General features: G+C 72.2%; 22 protein-coding genes and 2 pseudogenes. 2 read left to right on the plus strand and 22 right to left on the minus strand.

What is annotated here, in order from left to right:
• Positions 1–45: 45 nt before the first annotated feature.
• The 4 genes from P4R38_RS15530 to P4R38_RS15545 form a co-directional block, all read right to left on the minus strand.
• Positions 46–477: a DUF3592 domain-containing protein gene (locus tag P4R38_RS15530; RefSeq protein WP_277192966.1), complete on the minus strand. Its 432-nt coding sequence runs from the start codon at positions 475–477 to the stop codon at positions 46–48.
• Positions 478–553: 76 nt separating this feature from the next.
• Positions 554–1,096 (minus strand): dihydrofolate reductase family protein, encoded by a 543-nt coding sequence (locus P4R38_RS15535; protein ID WP_277192967.1) that lies wholly within the window; start codon positions 1,094–1,096, stop codon positions 554–556.
• A 318-nt stretch (positions 1,097–1,414) separates the two neighbouring features.
• Positions 1,415–1,897, minus strand: a complete 483-nt coding sequence (locus P4R38_RS15540) for a DUF3592 domain-containing protein (protein WP_277192968.1) — start codon at positions 1,895–1,897, stop codon at positions 1,415–1,417.
• A gap of 4 nt (positions 1,898–1,901) precedes the next feature.
• Positions 1,902–3,191, minus strand: a complete 1,290-nt coding sequence (locus P4R38_RS15545) for an adenylosuccinate synthase (protein WP_277192969.1) — start codon at positions 3,189–3,191, stop codon at positions 1,902–1,904.
• A 212-nt stretch (positions 3,192–3,403) separates the two neighbouring features.
• On the opposite strand from P4R38_RS15545, the gene P4R38_RS15550 reads away from it, so the two are divergent.
• Positions 3,404–4,165: an aminoglycoside adenylyltransferase family protein gene (locus tag P4R38_RS15550; RefSeq protein ID WP_277192970.1), complete on the plus strand. Its 762-nt coding sequence runs from the start codon at positions 3,404–3,406 to the stop codon at positions 4,163–4,165.
• Here the strand turns inward: P4R38_RS15550 and P4R38_RS15555 are convergent.
• From P4R38_RS15555 to P4R38_RS15600, 11 genes and pseudogenes are all read right to left on the minus strand, one after another.
• On the minus strand, positions 4,162–5,163 hold the full coding sequence (locus P4R38_RS15555) for a helix-turn-helix domain-containing protein (protein WP_277192971.1): 1,002 nt from the start codon (positions 5,161–5,163) through the stop codon (positions 4,162–4,164). The two genes, P4R38_RS15550 and P4R38_RS15555, sit on opposite strands and share 4 nt — an antisense overlap.
• A 235-nt stretch (positions 5,164–5,398) precedes the next feature.
• On the minus strand, positions 5,399–5,803 hold the full coding sequence (locus P4R38_RS15560) for a DUF3151 domain-containing protein (protein WP_275238059.1): 405 nt from the start codon (positions 5,801–5,803) through the stop codon (positions 5,399–5,401).
• A gap of 7 nt (positions 5,804–5,810) precedes the next feature.
• Positions 5,811–6,056, minus strand: a pseudogene (locus P4R38_RS20130) (VOC family protein); the annotation flags it as partial.
• Positions 6,057–6,271: 215 nt separating this feature from the next.
• Positions 6,272–6,484, minus strand: a pseudogene (locus P4R38_RS20135) (4a-hydroxytetrahydrobiopterin dehydratase); the annotation flags it as partial.
• Between the two features lie 95 nt (positions 6,485–6,579).
• On the minus strand, positions 6,580–7,605 hold the full coding sequence (gene fbaA / locus P4R38_RS15570; protein ID WP_275238063.1) for a class II fructose-bisphosphate aldolase: 1,026 nt from the start codon (positions 7,603–7,605) through the stop codon (positions 6,580–6,582).
• A 108-nt stretch (positions 7,606–7,713) separates the two neighbouring features.
• A complete protein-coding gene (locus P4R38_RS15575) occupies positions 7,714–8,970 on the minus strand; it encodes an RNA polymerase sigma factor (protein ID WP_277192973.1) in 1,257 nt (418 codons plus the stop codon).
• Entirely contained in the window at positions 8,967–9,395 is a 429-nt protein-coding gene (locus P4R38_RS15580; protein WP_277192974.1) for a YciI family protein, read from the minus strand. Before P4R38_RS15580 ends, P4R38_RS15575 begins: the two co-directional genes overlap by 4 nt.
• On the minus strand, positions 9,392–9,757 hold the full coding sequence (locus P4R38_RS15585; RefSeq protein ID WP_275238067.1) for a YciI family protein: 366 nt from the start codon (positions 9,755–9,757) through the stop codon (positions 9,392–9,394). The genes P4R38_RS15580 and P4R38_RS15585 overlap by 4 nt, the downstream gene beginning before the upstream one ends.
• A gap of 39 nt (positions 9,758–9,796) precedes the next feature.
• Positions 9,797–10,459, minus strand: a complete 663-nt coding sequence (locus tag P4R38_RS15590) for a TrmH family RNA methyltransferase (protein ID WP_277192975.1) — start codon at positions 10,457–10,459, stop codon at positions 9,797–9,799.
• A gap of 9 nt (positions 10,460–10,468) precedes the next feature.
• Positions 10,469–11,422 carry a helix-turn-helix transcriptional regulator gene (locus P4R38_RS15595; protein WP_277192976.1) on the minus strand — a complete coding sequence of 318 codons (954 nt, stop codon included), beginning with the start codon at positions 11,420–11,422 and terminating at the stop codon, positions 10,469–10,471.
• A 51-nt stretch (positions 11,423–11,473) separates the two neighbouring features.
• Positions 11,474–12,340 (minus strand): ABC transporter substrate-binding protein, encoded by an 867-nt coding sequence (locus P4R38_RS15600; protein WP_277192977.1) that lies wholly within the window; start codon positions 12,338–12,340, stop codon positions 11,474–11,476.
• 85 nt (positions 12,341–12,425) lie between these two features.
• Here P4R38_RS15600 and P4R38_RS15605 point away from each other — a divergent pair, with 85 nt between their 5' ends.
• Positions 12,426–13,115, plus strand: coding sequence for a DedA family protein (locus P4R38_RS15605; RefSeq protein ID WP_277193033.1), 690 nt, complete (start codon positions 12,426–12,428; stop codon positions 13,113–13,115).
• Between the two features lie 41 nt (positions 13,116–13,156).
• Here P4R38_RS15605 and P4R38_RS15610 read toward each other — a convergent pair whose 3' ends face one another.
• The 7 genes from P4R38_RS15610 to pyrE form a co-directional block, all read right to left on the minus strand.
• Positions 13,157–13,825 carry a response regulator transcription factor gene (locus tag P4R38_RS15610; protein WP_277192978.1) on the minus strand — a complete coding sequence of 223 codons (669 nt, stop codon included), beginning with the start codon at positions 13,823–13,825 and terminating at the stop codon, positions 13,157–13,159.
• 16 nt (positions 13,826–13,841) lie between these two features.
• Positions 13,842–14,978, minus strand: a complete 1,137-nt coding sequence (gene macS, locus P4R38_RS15615; protein ID WP_277192979.1) for a MacS family sensor histidine kinase — start codon at positions 14,976–14,978, stop codon at positions 13,842–13,844.
• Between the two features lie 234 nt (positions 14,979–15,212).
• The gene (locus tag P4R38_RS15620) at positions 15,213–15,965 is read right to left on the minus strand and encodes a transglycosylase family protein (RefSeq protein WP_277192980.1); all 753 of its coding nucleotides are present in this window, start codon (positions 15,963–15,965) and stop codon (positions 15,213–15,215) included.
• Between the two features lie 354 nt (positions 15,966–16,319).
• The gene (locus P4R38_RS15625; protein ID WP_277192981.1) at positions 16,320–17,186 is read right to left on the minus strand and encodes a LemA family protein; all 867 of its coding nucleotides are present in this window, start codon (positions 17,184–17,186) and stop codon (positions 16,320–16,322) included.
• A 106-nt stretch (positions 17,187–17,292) separates the two neighbouring features.
• Positions 17,293–17,961, minus strand: a complete 669-nt coding sequence (locus tag P4R38_RS15630; protein WP_277192982.1) for a sirohydrochlorin chelatase — start codon at positions 17,959–17,961, stop codon at positions 17,293–17,295.
• Between the two features lie 19 nt (positions 17,962–17,980).
• Positions 17,981–19,141: a uroporphyrinogen-III C-methyltransferase gene (gene cobA / locus P4R38_RS15635; protein ID WP_277192983.1), complete on the minus strand. Its 1,161-nt coding sequence runs from the start codon at positions 19,139–19,141 to the stop codon at positions 17,981–17,983.
• 208 nt (positions 19,142–19,349) lie between these two features.
• Complete coding sequence (gene pyrE, locus P4R38_RS15640; RefSeq protein ID WP_277192984.1) at positions 19,350–19,904, minus strand: orotate phosphoribosyltransferase; 555 nt, start codon at positions 19,902–19,904, stop codon at positions 19,350–19,352.
• Positions 19,905–19,972 lie beyond the last annotated feature (68 nt).

Consider the following 19,972-nt stretch of genomic DNA (forward strand, 5'->3'; position numbering starts at 1 on the left):
ACGAGAGCCATGGCTCACGTTCCGACCACCGGAGGAACCCAGGCCTCAGAAGGCGGCGAGGGCGAGGACCGCCTGCCCGAGCAGAGCGCCGGAGATCAGCAGCGAGGCTCCGTGCGCGAATGCCATCGCACGAGGGCGTTCCTCCTCGACGAAGAATCGCCGCTCCGGACGGCGCGGATCGACGTACGCGCGAACCCGGTCGCCCTCGGCCGGTGGCGGTGACCCGTCGTACCGCGCGCGTCCGGTGTAGAACTCCTCGAACGCCCGGTAGCGGTACGTGATCACCCATCGGTCCCTGGTCGGGAACTCGGCGCGATCGCGTCCGGGAGTGAACTCCACCGAGGTGACCGCCGCGGGCACCGGCTCCCAGCGCCGCGCCCGCACGGCGGCGACCACCAGGCGCGCCAGCCGATAGGCCGACCACAGCAGCACCGGCCCGACGAACACCATCACCCCTACCGCGAGACCCGGTCCCATCGCATCTCCCCCCTGAGTGCTCGGAGCCGGAGGCTAGCAGAGCAGGGCGCCGCGGGACCTGGCCGACATCGTCGCGTCAGGCGGGGCCGTAGCCGAGGTGGAGCACGCCGTTCTCGTACGTCTCCTGGTCGGTGAGCGTGAGCCTGGTCGGCTCCGTGACCGAGAAGAGCCGCTCACCTTTGCCGAGCGCGATCGGGTAGACGAACAGGTGCAGCTCGTCCAGCAGGCCGTCCTGCAGCAGCCCACGGACGAGCTGCCCGCTGCCGCTGACGTAGATCGTGCCGTCGATCTGGTCCTTGAGGGTTCGGATCGCGGCGGGGTCGTACGGGCCGAGGCGCTCGGTGTTCCCCCACTCCTGGGTGAGCTCGGTGCTGCCGACGACGTACTTGGTCGTGTCGTTGAAGAACGGCGCACCGGGGTCGTCCTCCACCGTGCGGTCTCGCCAGGCGGGGGCGAACATCTCGTACGTCGTGCGACCCAGCAGGATCGCGGTCGACCGGCCGGTGATCTGCGCCAGCGCCTCACCCATCTTCGGGTCGAAGCCGTAGTCGAACGTCCAGCTCAGGTCCTCGAAGACCCCGTCGACGGCGATGAACTCGTGCGCGGCGATGGTTCCCATGGCGTTCCCTTCGGAGGCGTCCCGGCTCGGCGGTCGGTGCGAGCCCGCCGCTCAGGACTGTACGAAGCCGGGCGGCTCCGTTGGGCCGAATGGCCGAGATCGCCCCGACTGAGCCCACCGCCCTCCGCTGGTTGAGCCGGCCCGGAGCGCGAGCGGAGGGCCGAGTCGAAACCCGGTGATGCGCGGGGAGACTCGGCCTCTGCGGTGACAGTGGTCTCGATACGGGCATCACTTCGTTCGCCCTACTCGACCGGCGGGAGTGTGCCGGTCGCCGGCTCGACCGGCGGGAGTGGGCCGGTCGCCGGCTCGACCGGCGGGTCAGAGACGGCCGATGTGGGTGAAAGCCAGGATCGAACGAACGATGAGCGCCACGCCCACCAGGATCGCGAGGGAGTACCCGACCACGACCAGGCCGGGTCGCTCGACCTCCAGGAACGCCGACCGTGACGGGCGGTGCGGGTCGACGCTCACGGTGAGGACGTCACCGTCCACCGGCGGCGGCGTGGTGCGCCACGGCGACGTGCCCTCGTGCTCGGTGTCGCCGACGCCGTACGTGTAGTGGACCGTCCACGCGTCGTTCGAGACGAGGAGCCCGGCATGGACGACCCCGCCGCGTACCTGCGAGGACTCACGGCCCTGCTTCATCGACACGCCGGTCACGAACGCCGGCGTCTGCTCCCAGGCGCGTCGCCGCCGCAGCAGCTGGACCATGCCGAAGAGCTTCCAGCCGAAGCGCAGCAGGAGGAACAGACCCGCGGCCACCAGGAACGGCGCCACCATGATGATCGGGTCGCCGTACACGAGGTCAGTCCTTGAGCAGGTCGTGCCGGACGATGACCTCGTCCCGGCCCGGACCGACGCCGATCACCGAGATGCGCGCGCCGATCTGCTGCTCGACGAACTCGACGTACGCCTGGCAGGTTGCCGGGAGCTCGTCCCAGGAGCGGCACTTGCTGATGTCCTCCCACCAGCCCGGCAGCTCCTCGTAGATCGGCTTCGCGTGGTGGAAGTCGGTCTGGTTGACCGGCATCTCGTCGTGGCGGACGCCGTCGACGTCGTACGCGACGCACACCGGCACCTTCTCCAGGCCGGTGAGGATGTCGAGCTTGGTGAGGACGAAGTCCGTGACGCCGTTGACGCGGGTGGCGTACCGGCCGACGACCGTGTCGAGCCAGCCGGTGCGACGCGGGCGGCCGGTGGTGACACCGAACTCGGCGCCCGTCTTGCGCAGGAACTCGCCCTTGTCGTCGTGCAGCTCGGTCGGGAACGGCCCCTCGCCGACGCGGGTCGCGTACGCCTTGAGGATCGCGATGACGCGGTCGACGCGGGTCGGCGGGACGCCCGAACCGGTGCACGCGCCGGCGGAGACGGCGTTGGAGGAGGTGACGTAGGGGTAGGTGCCGTGGTCGACGTCCAGCAGGGTCGCCTGGCCCGCCTCGAAGAGCACGTTCTTGCCCGCGTCCAGTGCCTGCGACAGCTCCAGCGAGGTGTCGGCGACCATCGGCCTCAGCCGCGGCGCGTACGACAGCAGCTCCTCGACGATCTCGTCGACCTCGATCGCGCGCCGGTTGTAGATCTTGAGCAGCATCTGGTTCTTGACGTCGAGCGCGGCCTCGACCTTCTGCCGCAGGATCGACTCGTCGTACAGGTCCTGGACCCGGATGCCGACGCGGTTCATCTTGTCGGCGTACGCCGGGCCGATGCCGCGGCCGGTCGTGCCGATGCGGCGCTTGCCGAGGAAGCGCTCGGTGACCTTGTCGAGGGTCGTGTGGTAGCTGGTGATGACGTGGGCGTTCGCACTGATCCGGAGGCGGGAGGTGTCGACACCGCGCTTGTCGAGGCCCTCCAGCTCCTCGAACAGCACGCCGATGTCGACCACGACGCCGTTGCCGATGACGGGCACGACGTTCGGGCTGAGGATGCCGGACGGGAGCAGGTGCAGGGCGTACTTCTCGCCCTCGATCACCACGGTGTGGCCCGCGTTGTTGCCGCCGTTGAACTTCACGACGTAGTCGACGCGGTCGCCGAGCAGGTCGGTGGCCTTGCCCTTGCCCTCGTCACCCCACTGGGCTCCCACGAGCACGATGCCTGGCATTGCCTCCGCCTTCTGGTCGGTGTCGTCGTCCCGCCCGGGCTGGTCCGAAGACCCGTCGCGCGAGCGTCCACAGGCTACCCGGGCGCCCGCCGTTCTTCGCCGAGTGCGCGTGTCGTGCGGGTTTCGGGCCCTGGAACCCGCAGGACACGCGCACTCGGCCGGCGAAAAAACGGGGTGGTGCGGCCGGGCGTCGGCGCGGCAGCCTGGCGGCCATGGAACCCGCGGTCAGCCAGGTCCTCGCCCACTGCGACGAGCACGACCCCGGTGGCGTGCTCGGTGTCCATCTCTACGGGTCGGCGGTCGCCGGCGGCCTGCGCCCGGACAGCGACGTGGACCTGCTGCTCCTCACCGAGCGAGCCCTGACCGCGTCCGAGCGGTCCGCGCTCACTCAGGTCCTGCTGGACCACTCCGGCCGACGGGCACGCCGCACGCCGGGCCGGCCGGTCGAGCTGACCTGCATCGTACGGAGCTCGGTCGCGCCCTGGGCGTACCCGCCGATGTCCGACTACCAGTACGGCGAGTGGCTGCGCGACGAGGCGCTCGCCGGTGACCCGCTCGGTCCGAAGCCGTCGCCGGACCTCGCGGTGCTGCTGACGCAGGCCCGCGCGGACTCGGTCGCCCTGCGCGGCGCCGCGCTGAGCGACGTGACCGCCGACGTGCCGCCGGCCGACCTGCGCCGGGCGGTCCTGGACAGCCTCGACCCGCTGCTCGCCGACCTGGACGGCGACGAGCGCAACGTCCTGCTCACGCTGGCCCGGATGGTCGTCACCCTGGAGTCGGGACGGATCGTGGCGAAGGACGTCGCCGCCGCGGAGATCGGCGCCACGCTCACCGAGGCCGACCGGGGGACGCTCGACCTGGCCCGCCGGGCGTACCTCGGCGAGGCGCACGACGACTGGACCCACCGTCGTACGGACGCCCGGGTGACGGCCGCCGCGCTCGCGGCCCGGATCCGTGCGCAGACGAAAGGCTAGGCGCCGAAAGCAGATTCGTCGCTCTCGTGGGCTGCCCGCCGCTCGGCGCGGCGCGCTCGTTGGCCCGTCGCCAGCGACATCGCCAGCTGGAAGCGGGTCTCGACGCCGTGCTCCTCCATCAGCCCGGCGATGCGCCGCCGCACCGTCCGCAGCGACACGCCCATGACGCGGGCGATCGCCTCGTCCTTCAGGCCCTGCCGCATCAGGTCGACCAGGGCCGTCGCGTCGTGTCCCTCGCCGGCCGCCAGCGGGGTGGCCGCCGACCACAGCCGGTCGAACAGCTCGACGAACGCGGACACCACCATCGGGTCGCGCAGCACGACGTAGTCGCCGTCCGCCCGGCCCCACTCGGTCGTCCCGAGCGCGACGTCCTCGCCGAAGCAGGCGAACGACGACGGGAGCGACGACGCGACCCGCTGCTGCTCGCCGGCCAGCGCCCACTCCCCCATCGCCGTCGAGGCCTCGACCAGCTCGGGGACGTACAGCCCGCGCTGCTCCCGGCCGGTCTCGAGCAGCTGGCGGACCACGGGGTACGCGTCGGGCGAGGGCGGCGCCGTCGTGTGCGCCACCCGGATCACTCCGACCGCGCTCGCCGCGAGGTGCTCGTGGACGGAGACGACGGCGCCGGCGTCCACGCGTTCGCGCGCCGGCTGCTTGGCGTCGGACGCGGACTGGCCCAGCCGGTGGTCGGCGGCGAGCTGGTCGATCGCGTCCCGGACCCGGGCGAGGTCCTGCCGGCGGGTCGCGAGCCGGGCCTCCTCGGCGTTGAGCACGCGTTCGAGCGCGGCTCGCGGGTGGTCGGCGTGCAGCTCACCGGTCTCGCTCGTGCGGACGAGCCGCCGGGCGCGCAGCTGCTCCAGCGCGTGCTCGGCCTCGTAGTCGGTCCAGCCCAGGCGGGCGACGTGCGCCGCGAGGGTGAGCCCGGGCGTCCGCAGCACGTGCCGGTACAGCTCCTCACCCTCGGCGCCGATTCCCAGTACCAGCAGTCGTCCGGTCACGCCGCCACCGTACGTCCCGCACGCCGCCTGGTCCGTACGCGCGCGCCCGGTGGACCGCCGGCCCCTCTCTGGTCGAGTGCGCGTGTCCTGCGTGATTCCGACCCGGAAACCAGCAGGACACGCGCGCTCGGCCGAACGCCCGACGCAAGACACGCGCACTCGGCCGAACGCCGCGGGACCGGGTCCACGACGAACGGCCCGCCGCAGAGGCGAGCCGTTCGTCGAAGAGGTGCGTTCAGAGACCGAGCTCGCGCGCGCCGGTCGTGGAGGAGTCGCGCAGGAAGTCGGCACACCGGCGCTGCTCGTCCGTCTCGCCGATCTCGCCGGCGGCCTTCGACAGGGTGGCGAGCGCCCGCAGGAAGCCGCGGTTCGGCTCGTGCTCCCACGGCACCGGCCCCTGGCCGCGCCAGCCCGACCGGCGCAGCGCGTCCAGCCCGCGGTGGTAGCCGGTGCGAGCAAACGCGTACGCCTCGATCGTCAGGTCGTCACCGAGCGCGTCCTCGGCCAGCTGCGCCCAGGCCAGCGAGGACGTCGGGTACGCCGCCGCGACCTCGCGCGGGTCGATGCCGTCGGCGAGGCGCGCGGCAGCAGGGTCCTCGGGCAGGTGCGTCTCGGGGATCCCGAGCAGGTTGTCCGTCATGCGGCCATCATCGCCCGGCCGGTGTGCAGATGCAGGACCGGTTCCCGTCGGCGTCCTCGATCACCCAGAACGAGGGGGCAGCCCCGTCGCTGACCAGCCGGCCGCCGGCGTCGAGCACCGCCTTGAGGCGACGCTCGCCCTCGTCGTGCGGCACCCACACGTCCAAGTGCCAGCGCTGCTCGAACGACTGCTCGGCAGCGCATACTCGGGGTCCTCCTCCGTCGGGTCCTGCCACCACACGGTCGGGACCTGGCCGGAGGGGTCGACGGGCTCGCCGTCCTTGACCTCGCCGCCGAACAGGGCCGCGTAGAACGGAGCGTTCTGCTCGCTCCTGGTGGTGTCGAGGCCGAGCTCGAGCTGGGTGAGCCCGGCGACGTCCGCCTCCGCGCCCAGGTCGGCGGCGAACCCACTGATCCGCCGGGCCAGGTCGACGTCGCGGCTGGTGATGCCACCCACGTCGTGGCTGGAGAGCGTCACCAGGACCTCGGGGTACGTCAGCGAGACGTCGGGATGGTGCCCGGCGGCCTCGGCGGCCTCCCCGATCTTGTCAACGAGCGCCAGCCCGGTGGCGAAGTCGCCGGTCCGGAACCGCGCCTTGATCCGGCCGAGGATGGGCCGCCAGTCGTCGATGCCTGCCTCGAGCACCTGCGCCGCGGTGAGCTTCTGCTTCTCGTCAGTCATGTCTCGGATCGTATGACCGAGGGCCGACGCCGCGCCCGAGCCCGAGCAGCCGTACGGGCCCGCCCCCAGAGGAGGCGGGCCCGTACGCGAAGTGGTCAGGCCTTGGTGCCGGCCGAGCCGAGGTGCTGGCAGGCCTCGACGACGCGGGCCGCCATGCCGGCCTCGGCCTCCTTGCCCCAGGCGCGCGGGTCGTACTGCTTCTTGTTGCCGACCTCGCCGTCGATCTTCAGCACGCCCTCGTAGTTGGCGAGCATGAAGCCGGCGACCGGGCGGGTGAAGGCGTACTGGGTGTCGGTGTCGATGTTCATCTTCACGACGCCGTACGAGACGGCCTCCTTGATCTCCTCCTCGGAGGAGCCGGAGCCGCCGTGGAAGACGAGGTGGAACGGCTTGTCGTCGGCCGTCGTGAACTCGGTGTGCACCGCGTCCTGAGCGGCCTTGAGGACCTCGGGGCGCAGCTTGACGTTGCCCGGCTTGTAGACGCCGTGCACGTTGCCGAACGTCAGAGCGGTCATGTAGTAACCGTTCTCGCCGGTGCCGAGCGCCTTTGCGGTGGCGATGGCGTCCTCGGGCGTGGAGTACAGCTTGTCGTTGATCTCGTGGGCGACGCCGTCCTCCTCGCCGCCGACCACACCGACCTCGATCTCCAGGATCACCTTGGCCGCGGCGCACTTGGCCAGCAGCTCCTCGGCGATCGTGAGGTTCTCGTCCAGCGGCACCGCGGAGCCGTCCCACATGTGCGACTGGAAGTACGGCAGCCCGCCGCCCTTGACCCGCTCGGTCGAGGCCTCCAGCAGCGGACGCACGAACCCGTCCAGCTTGTCCTTCGGGCAGTGGTCGGTGTGCAGCGCGATCTGCACGTCGTACTTCTTGGCGACCTGCTCGGCGAAGGCCGACATCGCCAGCGCGCCGGTGACCATGTCCTTGACGGTCGGGCCGGAGAAGTACTCCGCGCCGCCGGTCGAGACCTGGATGATGCCGTCGCTGCCGGCCTCGGCGAAACCGCGGATCGCGGCGTTGAGCGTCTGGCTGCTGCTGACGTTGATGGCCGGGTAGGCGAAGCCGCCCTTCTTGGCCCGGTCCAGCATGTCCGCGTAGCCCTCAGGGGTCGCGATGGGCATGGTCACTCCCTCGTGATCTCGCTCGGCCGGGGTCGTCCGCCGGCCAGGTTCCCGACAGTCTTCCACGGGCCGGGTACGCGCCGGCCCGGGTCTCGCCGTACGACCGGGTCACCGACGATCGGGCAGCGACGCCCGGCGCGCGCCCAGGCTCGCGCGCTCGGCGTCGTTGGCGCAGCGCTCGATCGCGAGCCCGTACGCCGCCCGCGCGCCGGCCACGTCGCCGACGCGCTCGAGCAGCGCGGCCCGCACGGCCGGGAGCCGGTGGCTGTGCGACAGCTGCGCATCCAGTCCTTCTGCGGCTGCCAGTCCTGCGCGTGGCCCGTACGCCTCCGCCACCGCGACCGCGCGCGCCAGGGAAGCCGTCGGGCTGGGCGCGAGCGCGATCAGGTCGTCGTAGTGAGCGACGACCCGTACCCATGCGGTCTCGTCGGCCGAGGACGCGGTCGCGTGCTCGGCCGCGATCCGGGCTTGCACGGCGTACTGGGCGGCGCGGACCGGGATCGGCCCGACCAGCGCTGTCGACGACAGCAGCGCCACGCCCTCGGCGATCTCGTCGTGGTGCCAGCGGGAGCGGTCCTGGTCCGGCAGCAGCACGATCTGCCCGGCGTCGTCGACCCGCGCGGACCGCCGCGAGTGCTGCAGCACCATGAGGGCGAGCAGCGCGACCAGCACCGGCTCCTGCGGCCGGAGGCGCAGCACGACCCGCACCAGGCGGACGGCCCCTTCCGCGAGGGTGACCCGGACGGCATCCGGACCCGAGCCGGGCGCGTACCCGGCTGTGAAGGCGAGGTAAGCAGTCTGCGCGACGCCGTCCAGCCGCTCGGGCAGCACCTCCGCCGACGGTACGGCGAACGGGATGCCGGCCGTCACGATCTTCTTCTTGGCGCGGGTGATCCGGGCGGCCATCGTCGGCTCGGGCACCAGGAACAGCCGCGCGATGTCCGCAGTGCTCACGCCGAGGACCAGTCGGAGGGCCAGCGCACTCGCCGCCGCCGGGTCGAGCGCCGGGTGAGTGCACATCAGGACGAGGCGCAGCAGGTCGTCCTCGACGACGTCGCCAGGGTCCGCGCGGACGACGGCGTCCCGCCCGGCCTCCTCGACGACCAGCAGCGGCATCTTGCGGTGGGCCATCGACTCCGCGCGCAACCGGTCGAGCACCCGCCGCCGCGCCGCGGTGTGGAGCCACGCCACCGGGTTGTCGGGCACCCCGTCGCGACCCCACCGCCGGGCGGCCGTCTCGACGGCGTCGGCGAGCGCGTCCTCGACCAGGTCCAGCCGGCGGAAGCGCGCGAGGAGCAGGGACGTCAGCCGTCCCCACTCCTCGAGCACCACGTCGGCCAGCGCCTCCGCCGGGTTCTCCTTCACACCCCTTCGTAGCCCTCCACGCCCACGACCGCGCGGATCTCCACGGTGTACGCCTTGGGCAGCAGCTTCGCGGCCGCGATGGCGGTGTCGAGGTCGGGCAGCTCGACGTCGTAGTAGCCGCTCAGCTGCTCGACGAGCTCCACGAACGGCCCGTCGGTGACGACGTCCGACCGGTCGCCGTCGCGTCGGATCGTCGTGGCCAGGTCCGCGTCGCACAACGCCGCACTGCTGGTACGCCGCCCGTGGGCGTCGACGTACCGCTCGAAGGCGTGGTGGGCCTCGAAGTACTCCTGCTTCACGGCGTCGCTCGCCTGCGCCCACTCGCCCGGGTCGCAGGCGATCAGCACCACGTACCGCCGGTGCTCTCGAGGCGGCCCTCCGGCCGAGGTCGCAGGAATCCCCGGGGCGGCATCGTCGAGCGTCATGCGCCCGGCCGGTCCTCGGGCTTCACCACGCGACGCACCTCGATGCCGTCGCCGAGCCCGGCGATGATCTGGCAGCAGTCCAGCAGGTCGTCCAGGTCGTCGGACTCGACCTGGTAGAAGCCGCCGACCTGCTCGGTCACCTCCGCGAACGGCCCGTCGGTCACCGCGCCGCCACCGCGCGGGATGCGCTTGCCCTCGGACGTCGCGTGCAGCTCGGCGCCGCCGGTGATCTTGTGGCCGCGCTTGGACAGCTCGGCGCTGAACCGGTTGTAGTCGTCGTACCCCGCCTTGCGCTGCTCGGCGTCCATGGTGGTCCACCAGCGGTCGGCGTCTCCGACGATGAGAACGACGTACTCGGTCATGGCTGCTCCTTCATAGAAGTCCGGGCCGCAGGCGCGACCTCACTCCGATGACGAGCGACCCGACGCCTGATCGACAGCCTGCCCGAAAACATGTCGCCGCACCCACGCATGCATCGCGACGGCCGCCGCGGCTCCCGCGTTGATCGACCGGGTCGAGCCGAACTGCTCGATGTGCAGGACGACCTCGCACGCGGCTCGCATGTCGTCGCTCAGGCCCGGACCCTCCTGGCCGAAGACGAGCACGCAGCCGCGCGGGAGGTCGTACGTCTCCAGCGGCAGCGAGCCGGGCAGGTTGTCGATGCCGATCAGGGGCAGCCTCGCCGAGCCGGCCCAGGTCACGAGGTCCTCGACGGTGGGGTGGTGGTGCTCGTGCTGGTAGCGGTCGGTGACCATCGCGCCGCGTCGGTTCCAACGCCGCTTGCCGACGATGTGGAAGGCGCGGGCGTTGAACGCGTTCGCCGTGCGGATGACGGAGCCGATGTTGAAGTCGTGGCCCCAGTTCTCGACGGCCACGTGGAAGTCGTGCCGGGTCGTGTCGAGGTCGGCCACGATCGCCTCGTGCGACCAGTAGCGGTAGCGGTCCACCACGTTGCGCCGGTCGCCCTCGCGCAGCAGCTCCTCGTCGTACGTCGGGTCCGGGCTGCCGTCGGCCAGCGTCGGCCACGGCCCCGGCCAGGGACCCACACCGACGTCGTCGCTCACGCGGGCACCCTAGGACGTCCCGGCGACGCGGGTCATCCGGTCGGCCATCCGCCGGATCGCCTCCCGCAGCTCCGGCGGGTCGAGCACCACGAAGTCCACGCCGAACCGCGGCAGGTGGGCCGCCATCACGTCGAGGTCCTCGGCGCCGACCTCGAGCAGGCAGGAGTGCTCGTCGATGGGTTCGACCGTGCCCACCGTCGGCGGCACCATGCGTTGCATCGTGTCCGCGTCCACGGCCATCCGGAGCCGGGCGTTGAACTGGTACCCGCCGTGCGCCATCGCCCGCCGGATGAACTCCTCCGCGTCCGGCGACTCGCGCGGGCGGAACCGCCAGGTACCGGTGACGACGGTCGACATCCGGTCCAGGCGGAAGGTCCGCCAGTCCTCCCGGTCCAGGTCGTACGCCATGAGGTACCACCGGCGTCCCGTCGCGGCCAGCCGGTACGGCTCCACGCGCCGCTCGCTGCGCTCACCGGTCCGCGACTCGTAGTCGAACGTGACGCGGACGTGCTCGCGGATGCCCTGCGCGAGCGCGAGCAGGGCCACGGAGTCGACGCTCACCGGGCTCGACTCCAGCGTGATCGTGGACTGCTGGACGGCGGCGACCTGCGCGCGCAGCCGGGCCGGGAGCACCTGGTCCAGCTTGGCCATGGTCCGCACGGCCGCCTCCCCGACGCCTGCCACCGTGCCACCGGCCGCCAGCCGCAGGCAGACCGCGACGGCGACCGCCTCCTCGCTGTCCAGCAGCAGCGGCGGGAGGGCCTTGCCGGCACCGAGCTGGTACCCGCCGCCGATGCCCTGCGACGCCTGCACCGGGTAGCCGAGCTCGCGCAGCCGCCCCACGTCCCGGCGCACGCTGCGGGTGGTCACGCCCAGCCGCTCGGCGAGCTCGGGACCGGTCCACACCGGGCGTGACTGCAGCAGCCCGAGCAGCTGGAGGACCCGCGCCGTCGTATCGCTCATGGACCCATCGTGCCTGGCATTGCGGACAGCATCTGTCCGGGATCGACGGCGTCAGGACAGGCGGGGCAGCGGAGTCTTCCGCGGGGTCATCCACTGGTCGGCGAGCCGGGTGAGCGTGCCGTCCGCGCGCATCCGGGCCAGCGCCGCGGACACGCACGGCGTGAGGGCCGACCCCTTGGCGAGCACCGCGCCGAGCTGCTCGTCGCCCTGGGCGGGCAGCTCGCCGAGAACCTTGCCGTCGTCGAGCGCCGCCGTGGACAGGTACGCCGCGGTGGGCTGATCAGCGACGATGCCCTCGATCTCGTGCCGGGCGAGCGCCGCACTCGCCTCGCGCATGCTCGCGAACGCGGTCGCCGCCGTCGTCGGCCGGATCTGCGCCCCGATCGCCGCGTACGACGTGGAGTCGGTCACGGCGCCGAGCCGCGCGGTCCGCAGGTTGGCCACGCGGGAGGCGTTCGCGATCGGGCTGCCCGACCAGGTGACGACGGCCTGCCGCACGCCGTAGTACGGATCGGAGAAGTCCACCGTCGTCTGCCGCTGGGGCGTGATCGCCGCCTCCATCAGGGCCAGGTCGTAGCTCTTGGCACCCGGCCGGACCGCGTCGGGGAACGGCCGGCGGACCCAGCGGACGTCGCTCGGGTCGTACCCGAGGAGCTGGGCGACGTGATAGCCCACGCCGCCCTCGTACCCCTGGCCGTTGCTCGGATCGTTGTCGATGAACCACGGCGCGTACGCGGGGTCCTCGACGGCGATCGTGAGGGCGCCGCTCTGGACGGTGCGCAGGACGCCCTTGTCGCACCCCTTCAGAGTGACCTGCCCGGCCGAGCTCGAGGTGGGTTCGGACCCGGCCGACGTCGAGCACGCCCCCAGCCCCAGCACGACGGCAACCGCGGCGGCCGCGGCCCGCAGACCCCTCACGGGACGACCCTGGCCGTCGTCGTCCGAACCGCGGCCCACCGTCTCATCCTGCTCACATCGGCAACCTCTACCCTTGGGGACCGTGATGCATGCGCTCGGGCCCGGCTGGATGGACCCCAACTACCTGCTCGGCCAGTTCGGCGGAGCGTTCTTCTGGATCTCGATGCTCATCGTGTTCATCGAGTGCGGGGTCCTCTTCCCGATCCTGCCCGGTGACTCGCTGCTCTTCGCGATCGGCCTCTTCACCGCGACCTCGGCCAAGACCGGCTTCGACGTCCCGCTGTGGCAGTCGCTGCCGCTGCTGATGATCGCCGCGTTCGCCGGCAATGTCGCCGGGTACGAGATCGGACGCCTGATCGGCCCGAGCCTGTACGAGCGCGACGGGCGCATCCTCAAGCGCAAGTACTTCGACCAGACCTCGGCCTTCTTCGACAAGCACGGCAACAAGGCCCTGGTCATCGGCCGGTTCGTGCCCATCGTGCGCACGTTCGTGACGCTGGTCGCCGGTGTCAGCCGGATGGACCGTCGCCGCTTCTTCGTCTGGAGCGCCGTCGGGGCCGTGCTGTGGGTCGCCCTCGTGGTGCTGGCGGGTTACGTGCTCGGCAAGTCCTTCCCGGGCCTCGGCGACAAGATCGACGTGATGATCCTGCTGGTGGTGCTCGTCTCCGTGCTGCCGATGGTGTGGGAGTACGTCAAGCACCGCAGGCAGGCCAACGCCCTGGCCGACGAGGTCGTGGACTCGTTCGACCCGGTCGACGACGGACGCCGGCACTGATCTGACGCGAGACCGGCCCGGCTGAGCCGACCCGGCCGGGTTCAGTCCTCGTCGATGCCCTGCTCGATGGCGTAGCGGGCGAGCTCGACCCGGTTGGCCAGCTGCAGCTTGCGCAGCGTCGACTGCACGTGGTTCTCGACGGTGCGGTGGCTCAGGTGCAGCCGGGTGCCGATCTGCCGGGCGGTCAGGCCCTTGGCGACCAGTCGCAGCACCTCGGTCTCCCGATCGGTCAGCTGCGGGAGGTCCTGCCCGTCGTCGGGATCGGGCCCGGACGACATCCGGCGGTACTCGCCCAGCACGAGCGCCGCGAGCCCCGGCGTGAACACCGCCTGACCGGCCGCGGTGGCCGTGACCGCGTCGACGAGCTCGGCGGCGGAGGCGGACTTCACCAGGTAGCCGGACGCGCCTGCCTTCACGGCCTCGAGCACGTCGTCGCGCTCGGAGGAGGCGGACAGGACCAGGACGCGGGCGTGCGGCGCCGCGTCCAGCACGGCCGCGGTCGCCTGTGCCCCGTTGCCGTCCGTGAGCTGCATGTCCATCAGCACGACGTCCGGACCGGTCGCGGCGGCCCGGCTCGCCGCCGACCGGACGCCGTCGGCGGTCGCCACCACCTCGAAGCCGGCACCGGCCAGGTCCCGGCTCACGCCGTCGCGCCACATCGGGTGGTCGTCGACGACCATCACCGTGACCTGCGACTCGTCCTCGCCCACACTGCTCCCTCGTCCGTCATCGTCGCGCGAGCGGGACGCGCAGCTCCCACTCGGTGCCCTCGCCGGGCGCCGTCTCGAGCACGGCCTCGCCGCCGAGCTCTTCGACCCGGCCCCGGATCGACTTGCTGACGCCCATCCTGCCCGCTGTCTCGGCCGCTCTCAGCCGACCCGGCTCGATCCCGACGCCGTCGTCCCGCACGGTGACGACGACCGCGTCGTCCAGCTCCTCCACGAGCACGAACGCCCGAGCCTGCGGTCCCGCGTGCCGCTCGACGTTCGCGAGCGCCGTACGGACGGCGCCCTCCAGCCCTTCGGCGACGCGCCGCGGGACGACGACCGCCGAGGCCGGTGCGGCCAGGTCGACGCCCGGGGGGACGACCGTCCGCAGCCGGCGCCGCAGGTCGACCGAGCCGCCGTCGCCCGTCACCGGCGCCGACTGCTCCGACAGCAGCACCCGGAGCGCCTGCTCCTGCTCTCCCGCGAGTGCGGCCAGCTCGCCGAGCTCGCCGCTCGCGCCGGCACCGCGCCGACGCATCAGCGCGAGCACCTGCAGGACGCCGTCGTGCACCTCGCGCGCAAGCCGTTCCCGCTCGTCGGTCGCGGCGCGGATGCGGATCGCCTCCGCCAGCTGGGCGTTGGCCCGCCGGGCGGCGGCGCTGGCGACGCCCATCGTCAGTCCGGCCGTGACGAGCACCGGCACCGTGGAGTCGATGAGCACCCGGTTCAGGTCGTTCGTCGCATCGAGGCTGAGCAGGCCGAGCAGCAGCCCGCTGGCGACACCGGCCCACGGGCCGAGCAGGACGGCGGTGGACAGCGCCGCGTTCGTCACCCACAACGTCGTCGGAAGGGGCTGGTGGGAGCTCCAGAACGCCTCGTCGCTCACCAGGCGGCTCGCGTACATCAGGGCGATCGCGACGACGTGGTCGCCGATCACGACCTGGGTACGCCACCGGCCGGAGGTGAGGGCGAGCGCGGCCACCGCGGACCACACCACCAGGACGGCGATGAGGGTCCAGCTGAGCGCCGGCCGGGTGTGCTGGTCGTCGGAGGAGATCTGGGTCGCCACGGCGTACGCGACGGTCGCTGCCCGGAACGCCCCGGCCGCGCGCCAGAGCGGACGTGAGGGGTCCTGCGCCGGGGACTCGGCTGTCATGCGGGCCATCATGGCGGGCCGGAGGTGCTGCGGCAGCCGGGAGCACGGCGAAGGGGCCGGGCGTCCCCCGACACCCAGCCCCTCTCACCCGACCCCTCGGCTGTTACTGCTACTGCCTAGACGCGATGGCCCCCGGGTGAGGTTGCTTCCCGACCCGAGAAATCTTCAGCAATTTCTCAGGGGACGGCGAAAGCCCCGGAAGCCGAGGCTTCCGGGGCTTTCAACCGTGCTGGATCACGCAGGCAGGTTCAGGGTCTGACCCACGAAGATCATGTTGGGGTTGCTCACAGTCTTGCTGTTCGCGGCCCACAGCTGACGCCAGCTGGAGACGTCGTACTTATCAGCCAGCTTGGCCAGGGTGTCACCGGACTTGACGGTGATGGTCTGGCCGCTGTGCTTCACAGCCGGGGCGGTGTGCACGTGGTGGCGCTTCACGGTGTGCTTCGGCGCGACGTGGGTGCGCACGACCTTGCGGTCGGCCTTCTTGGCGACCGGACGGTCGGCCTTCGGCGCGACGTGGGTACGGACGGCCTTCTTCGGCGCGACGTGGGTGCGCTCGACCTTGCGCTCGGTCTTCTTGGCGACCGGACGGTCGGCCTTGACGACCTTGCGCTCGATGCTGCGCGACGCACGCTGGGTGTCGCTGCCCGCGGAGGCGGCGCCACCGTTCGCACGGGTGAGGCCCGCACGCTTGGAGCAGACCGGCCACGCGCCCGGGCCCTGGCCCTGGAGGACGCGCTGAGCGACGCGAATCTGCTCGGAACGGCTGGCGTTCTGCGCCGAGCCGCTACCGCCGTAGGCGCGCCAGGTGGAGGGGGTGAACTGCAGGCCGCCGGAGAAACCGTTGCCGGTGTTGATGCCCCAGTTGCCGGTGGACTCGCACTGCGCGACGCGGTCCCACACGTTGGTGTCAGCGTGGGCCTGGCCAGTCGTGCCGACCGTGACCGCGGCAGCAGCCGCAGCGCCGGTGGCAACCAGAGTGGTCACTCGTGCCTTGCGATTGTTAAGCAAAAGTCTTCCCTTCGTGTTGCCGCCTCGCAGCGCACAGCGACAGGCACACCCGATGGGGGTGTCTGCCACGGTTGTTGTGCTCCGCCCCTCGCCGGCTCCGGAAGTTCCGGTTCTGCGCTCACAGGAGGGATTCAGGCGAAGTGAGCGCGCCAACTGTTCGAGCTCAGGTCAGGATGACCAGTTCGAACATGACCGCGAGGTCAGAGGGATTAGCGGTCGAGGGCACCAGATCGTTACCGCCCAGTCGCCGTTTGTGATCCCTTTCACATGAAGGGAGGACCCCAGATCAGCCCGGATGCGATATAGCAATCCCCGCGCTGACCTGGGGTTTCACCGCTGCGGAGGCGGTCCCGCCGGGGGCTGCCCACCGCCCGGGAAATTTCCTCCCGGCGGGGTGTAACCCGGCCCCTGGGACCCCGGCTGAGGGGGTCCGGACTGCCCGTACGGGGGCGGTCCGTCCTGGGGCGACTGAGGCGTCTGGGGCTGCTGGGGCTGCTGGTACGGACCCGACGGAGCCTGGCCGGGCTGGCCGGTGGCCGTCGGAGCCGCCGCCTGACCGAACTCGACCGAGCTCGGCTGGACCGGCGATCCCGGGTCGGCACCGACGGGAGCACCCGGCCCGCCGGCGCCCGAGCCGGCTCCGAAGCTGACGTTCGGCGCGTTGCGCGCCGGCGCGTCGACCTCGAAGTACTCCTCCTTACCGATCTTCCCGAAGCCCGCGATGATGTTCGTCGGCACCGTCTCGACCTTGGTGTTGAGCTCGCGGACATTGGCGTTGTAGTAGCGCCGGCCGGCCGCGATGCGGTCCTCGGTGGAGGAGAGCTCGCCCTGCAGGGCCATGAAGTTCTGGTTGGCCTTCAGGTCGGGGTACGCCTCGGCGACGGCCATCAGGCGGCCGAGGGCCTGGGTGAGGACGTTCTCGTTCTGCGCGGCCGTCGCAGGGGTACTGGCGCCGCCGACCGCCGCCGCCCGGGCCCGGATGACCTCCTCGAGGGTGCCCCGCTCGTGGGTCGCGTACCCCTTCACGGTCTCGACGAGGTTCGGGATCAGGTCGTGCCGCCGCTTGAGCTCGACGTCGATCTGGTGCCACGCCTCCTGCACGAGGTTCCGCAGCTTGATCAGGCCGTTGTAGGCGAAGACCGCCCACAAGGCCAGCAGCACCAGCACGATGACGATGCCGATCAGGACCCACACCATGGGAGTTACCAGCTTTCTCGCAGACACGCGGACTGGCGCCGAGCCTAGCCAAGGACGCCACCGGCGTACCGGTCGTCCACACCCCCGAGCGCCGCGGACCCTGCGGTCAGCCCGCCGCGCGGGCGAGGACCTGCTCGACGACGAGCGGGTCGGCGCCCAGCGGCGCGGTCACCAGGTCCGCCCCGGCACGCTGCAGCTGGGTGTGGAAGTGGCCGCGGCCGAGCAGGTACGCAGCGATCGCGACCCGGCGACCCGGTGCCTGGACGCGGGCCTGCGCCACCGCCGTGGGTACGTCGGGCTGCGCCGCCGACCCGTACGCGACGCGGACCGGACCGCCCCAGACCGCTCGGAGCAGGCTCGCCATCTCCTGCGCGTCGTCGGCGGCCTCGGACCGGGACGACCCCGCCGCCGCGAGAACCACCTGGTCCTCCTGGGTCGCACCCGCCTCGACGAGCCGGTGGCGCAGGACCCGGGCCAGCCGCTCCCCCGGGCCGAGCGCCGGCGCAGCGGTCGTTCCCGGGTACGCCTCGACGACCTGGGCGATGTCGACCCGCACGTGGTAGCCGGTGCTGAGCAGCAGCGGAACGATGAGCGGCGCCTCGCCCTCGGCGTACACCCGCCCGACCACGTCGGCCGGCTCCGGCTGCTGCACGTCGACGTAGGCGAGCTCGACCCGTCCGTCGTACCCGGCCCGTACCGCAGCGTGCAGGTCGACGACCGTGCGCTGCCCGTCGGGATCGGCGGTGCCGTGGGCGCACAGGACGAGGGGTCTCATCGGTGGGTCCGCTCCGGCCTCAGGCCTCGTCCAGCACGGTCGCCACGTCGCCGATCACGATCACGGACGGGTTGGCCACGCCGGCGGCGGTGACCCGCTCGGCGATGTCCGCGAGCGTGCCCCGCACCACGCGTTGCCTCGGCGTCCAGGCCCGGTGGACCACGGCCGCGGCGGTCTGCGGGTCGCGGCCGTCGCGCAGGAGCCGCGACGTCAGCTCGTGCAGCCGGCTCATGCCCATCAGGACCAGGATCGTGCCCGGCCACTGAGCCAGGACCGACGTCTCCAGCTCGTCGTGGCCGGAGACGACGAGGAACCCGGTCGCCGTGCCCCGGTGGGTCACCGGGATGTTCGCCGCGGCCGGTGCCGCGAGCGCACTCGTGACGCCCGGGACGACATCCACCTCGACACCCGCCTCCCGGCACGCCAGCAGCTCCTCACCGCCACGCCCGAGGACGAACGGGTCGCCGCCCTTAAGCCGGACGACGTACTGCCCGCGCTGGGCCCGCTCGACGAGAATGCGGTTGATCTCCGGCTGCGGGATCGGATGGTGGTATGGGGTCTTCCCGACGTCCACGACCTCGACCTCGTGGGCGAGCTCGCGCAGGACGTCCGTCGGCGCGAGGCGATCGGTGACCACCACGTCGGCGCGGGCGAGCTCGCGGCGGGCGCGCAGCGTGAGCAGGTCCGGGCTGCCGGGGCCGCCACCGACGAGGACGACCCTGCCCTCGCCCGCTCGACGCGGCGGCAGGGCGACCTCGCCCTCCTGGAGAGCGGTCACCAGCCGGCTGCGTACCTGCTGGGCCAGATCGGGCCGCGGGCCGTCGACCGCCACGGCGTACCCGTCGACGTCCACCGACTCGACGGCACGGGCGTCGACGCCCTCGCACCAGATGCGGTCGGCGGCACACCACTCGCGGACGGCTGCGTCGCGGGCGGCGTCGGCGTCCTGGATCGAGACCAGCCAGACGTCCGTGAGGTCGGCTCGTACGACGTCGCGCCGCTCCCACGTCACGGTGGAGTGCTGCTCGGCCAGGTCTCGCAGGCCCTCGCAGGCGTGCGCGGTGACGACCCGTACGCGCGCACCCTCGTCCAGCAGCTCACGGCAGCGCCGCTCGGCGCCCGGGCCGCCGCCCAGCAGCAGGACCGGTCGACCGGTCAGGTCCAGACGGTGCAGGCTCATCGCCTCACCTCCTACGACAGTGGCGGGGCGCCGCCCTCCGGTGGCGGCAGGGCCCGGCGCACCTTCATCCGCGTCATGGTCGCATCTGAGCCCGACTCGCGGACGCCGCCGACCGGATGGCGGGCACGTCCACCCCCACCGGCGAAAGCTGGCCACCCGCACACCCATACCTGTGCTGGCCACCAACTTCTGCCGGGGAGGGCAGATCTCAGCGCAGACCCAGGTCGTCCAGGCCGTACACGAACAGGTACGCGGGCACGTCCTGCTCGACACGCTCCTTGGCGCCGGTGTCGCGGTCGGCGATCACGGCCACCGCGACGACCTCGGCACCGGCCTCGCGGCAGGCGGCGACGGCCTCGAGCGCCGAACCGCCCGTGGTGGAGGTGTCCTCGACGACCAGCACGCGGCGGCCCTTGATGGACGGACCCTCGATGCGCTGCTGCAGCCCGTGGGCCTTGCCCCGCTTCCGGACGACGAACGCGTCGAGCGAGCGGCTGTCGGCGGACGCGGCGTGCAGCATCGCGGTGGCGACGGGGTCGGCGCCCATGGTCAGCCCGCCGACGGCGTCGTACGAGAGGTCCTTGGTCAGCTCGAGCATCACCCGGCCGACGAGCGGAGCCGCGGCGCCGGACAGGGTGACCCGGCGCAGGTCGACGTAGTAGTCGCCCTCCTTGCCGGAGGACAGCGTCACCTTGCCGTGGACCACGGCCTGGTCGCGGATGATCTGCAGGAGCGCGGCGCGGTCGTTACCCGTATCAGTCACGGACCCCGAGCCTAACGGCCTGCCGGGGCGTGGCCGGCGCCTGCCGGTCCGGCCGCCCCCAGCGGTCG

Origin of the sequence: Luteipulveratus flavus (genome assembly GCF_029439465.1) — a bacterium.
Classification (GTDB): domain Bacteria; phylum Actinomycetota; class Actinomycetes; order Actinomycetales; family Dermatophilaceae; genus Luteipulveratus; species Luteipulveratus flavus.

Coding starts and splice junctions, on each gene's coding strand:
- P4R38_RS15530 (WP_277192966.1), bottom strand. CDS start 477: ATGGGACCGGGTCTCGCGGTAGGGGTGATGGTGTTCGTCGGGCCGGTG.
- P4R38_RS15535 (WP_277192967.1), bottom strand. CDS start 1,096: ATGGGAACCATCGCCGCGCACGAGTTCATCGCCGTCGACGGGGTCTTC.
- P4R38_RS15545 (WP_277192969.1), bottom strand. CDS start 3,191: ATGCCAGGCATCGTGCTCGTGGGAGCCCAGTGGGGTGACGAGGGCAAG.
- P4R38_RS15550 (WP_277192970.1), top strand. CDS start 3,404: ATGGAACCCGCGGTCAGCCAGGTCCTCGCCCACTGCGACGAGCACGAC.
- P4R38_RS15560 (WP_275238059.1), bottom strand. CDS start 5,803: ATGACGGACAACCTGCTCGGGATCCCCGAGACGCACCTGCCCGAGGAC.
- fbaA (WP_275238063.1), bottom strand. CDS start 7,605: ATGCCCATCGCGACCCCTGAGGGCTACGCGGACATGCTGGACCGGGCC.
- P4R38_RS15580 (WP_277192974.1), bottom strand. CDS start 9,395: ATGACGCTCGACGATGCCGCCCCGGGGATTCCTGCGACCTCGGCCGGA.
- P4R38_RS15585 (WP_275238067.1), bottom strand. CDS start 9,757: ATGACCGAGTACGTCGTTCTCATCGTCGGAGACGCCGACCGCTGGTGG.
- P4R38_RS15595 (WP_277192976.1), bottom strand. CDS start 11,422: ATGAGCGATACGACGGCGCGGGTCCTCCAGCTGCTCGGGCTGCTGCAG.
- P4R38_RS15605 (WP_277193033.1), top strand. CDS start 12,426: ATGCATGCGCTCGGGCCCGGCTGGATGGACCCCAACTACCTGCTCGGC.
- macS (WP_277192979.1), bottom strand. CDS start 14,978: ATGACAGCCGAGTCCCCGGCGCAGGACCCCTCACGTCCGCTCTGGCGC.
- P4R38_RS15625 (WP_277192981.1), bottom strand. CDS start 17,186: ATGGTGTGGGTCCTGATCGGCATCGTCATCGTGCTGGTGCTGCTGGCC.
- P4R38_RS15630 (WP_277192982.1), bottom strand. CDS start 17,961: ATGAGACCCCTCGTCCTGTGCGCCCACGGCACCGCCGATCCCGACGGG.
- cobA (WP_277192983.1), bottom strand. CDS start 19,141: ATGAGCCTGCACCGTCTGGACCTGACCGGTCGACCGGTCCTGCTGCTG.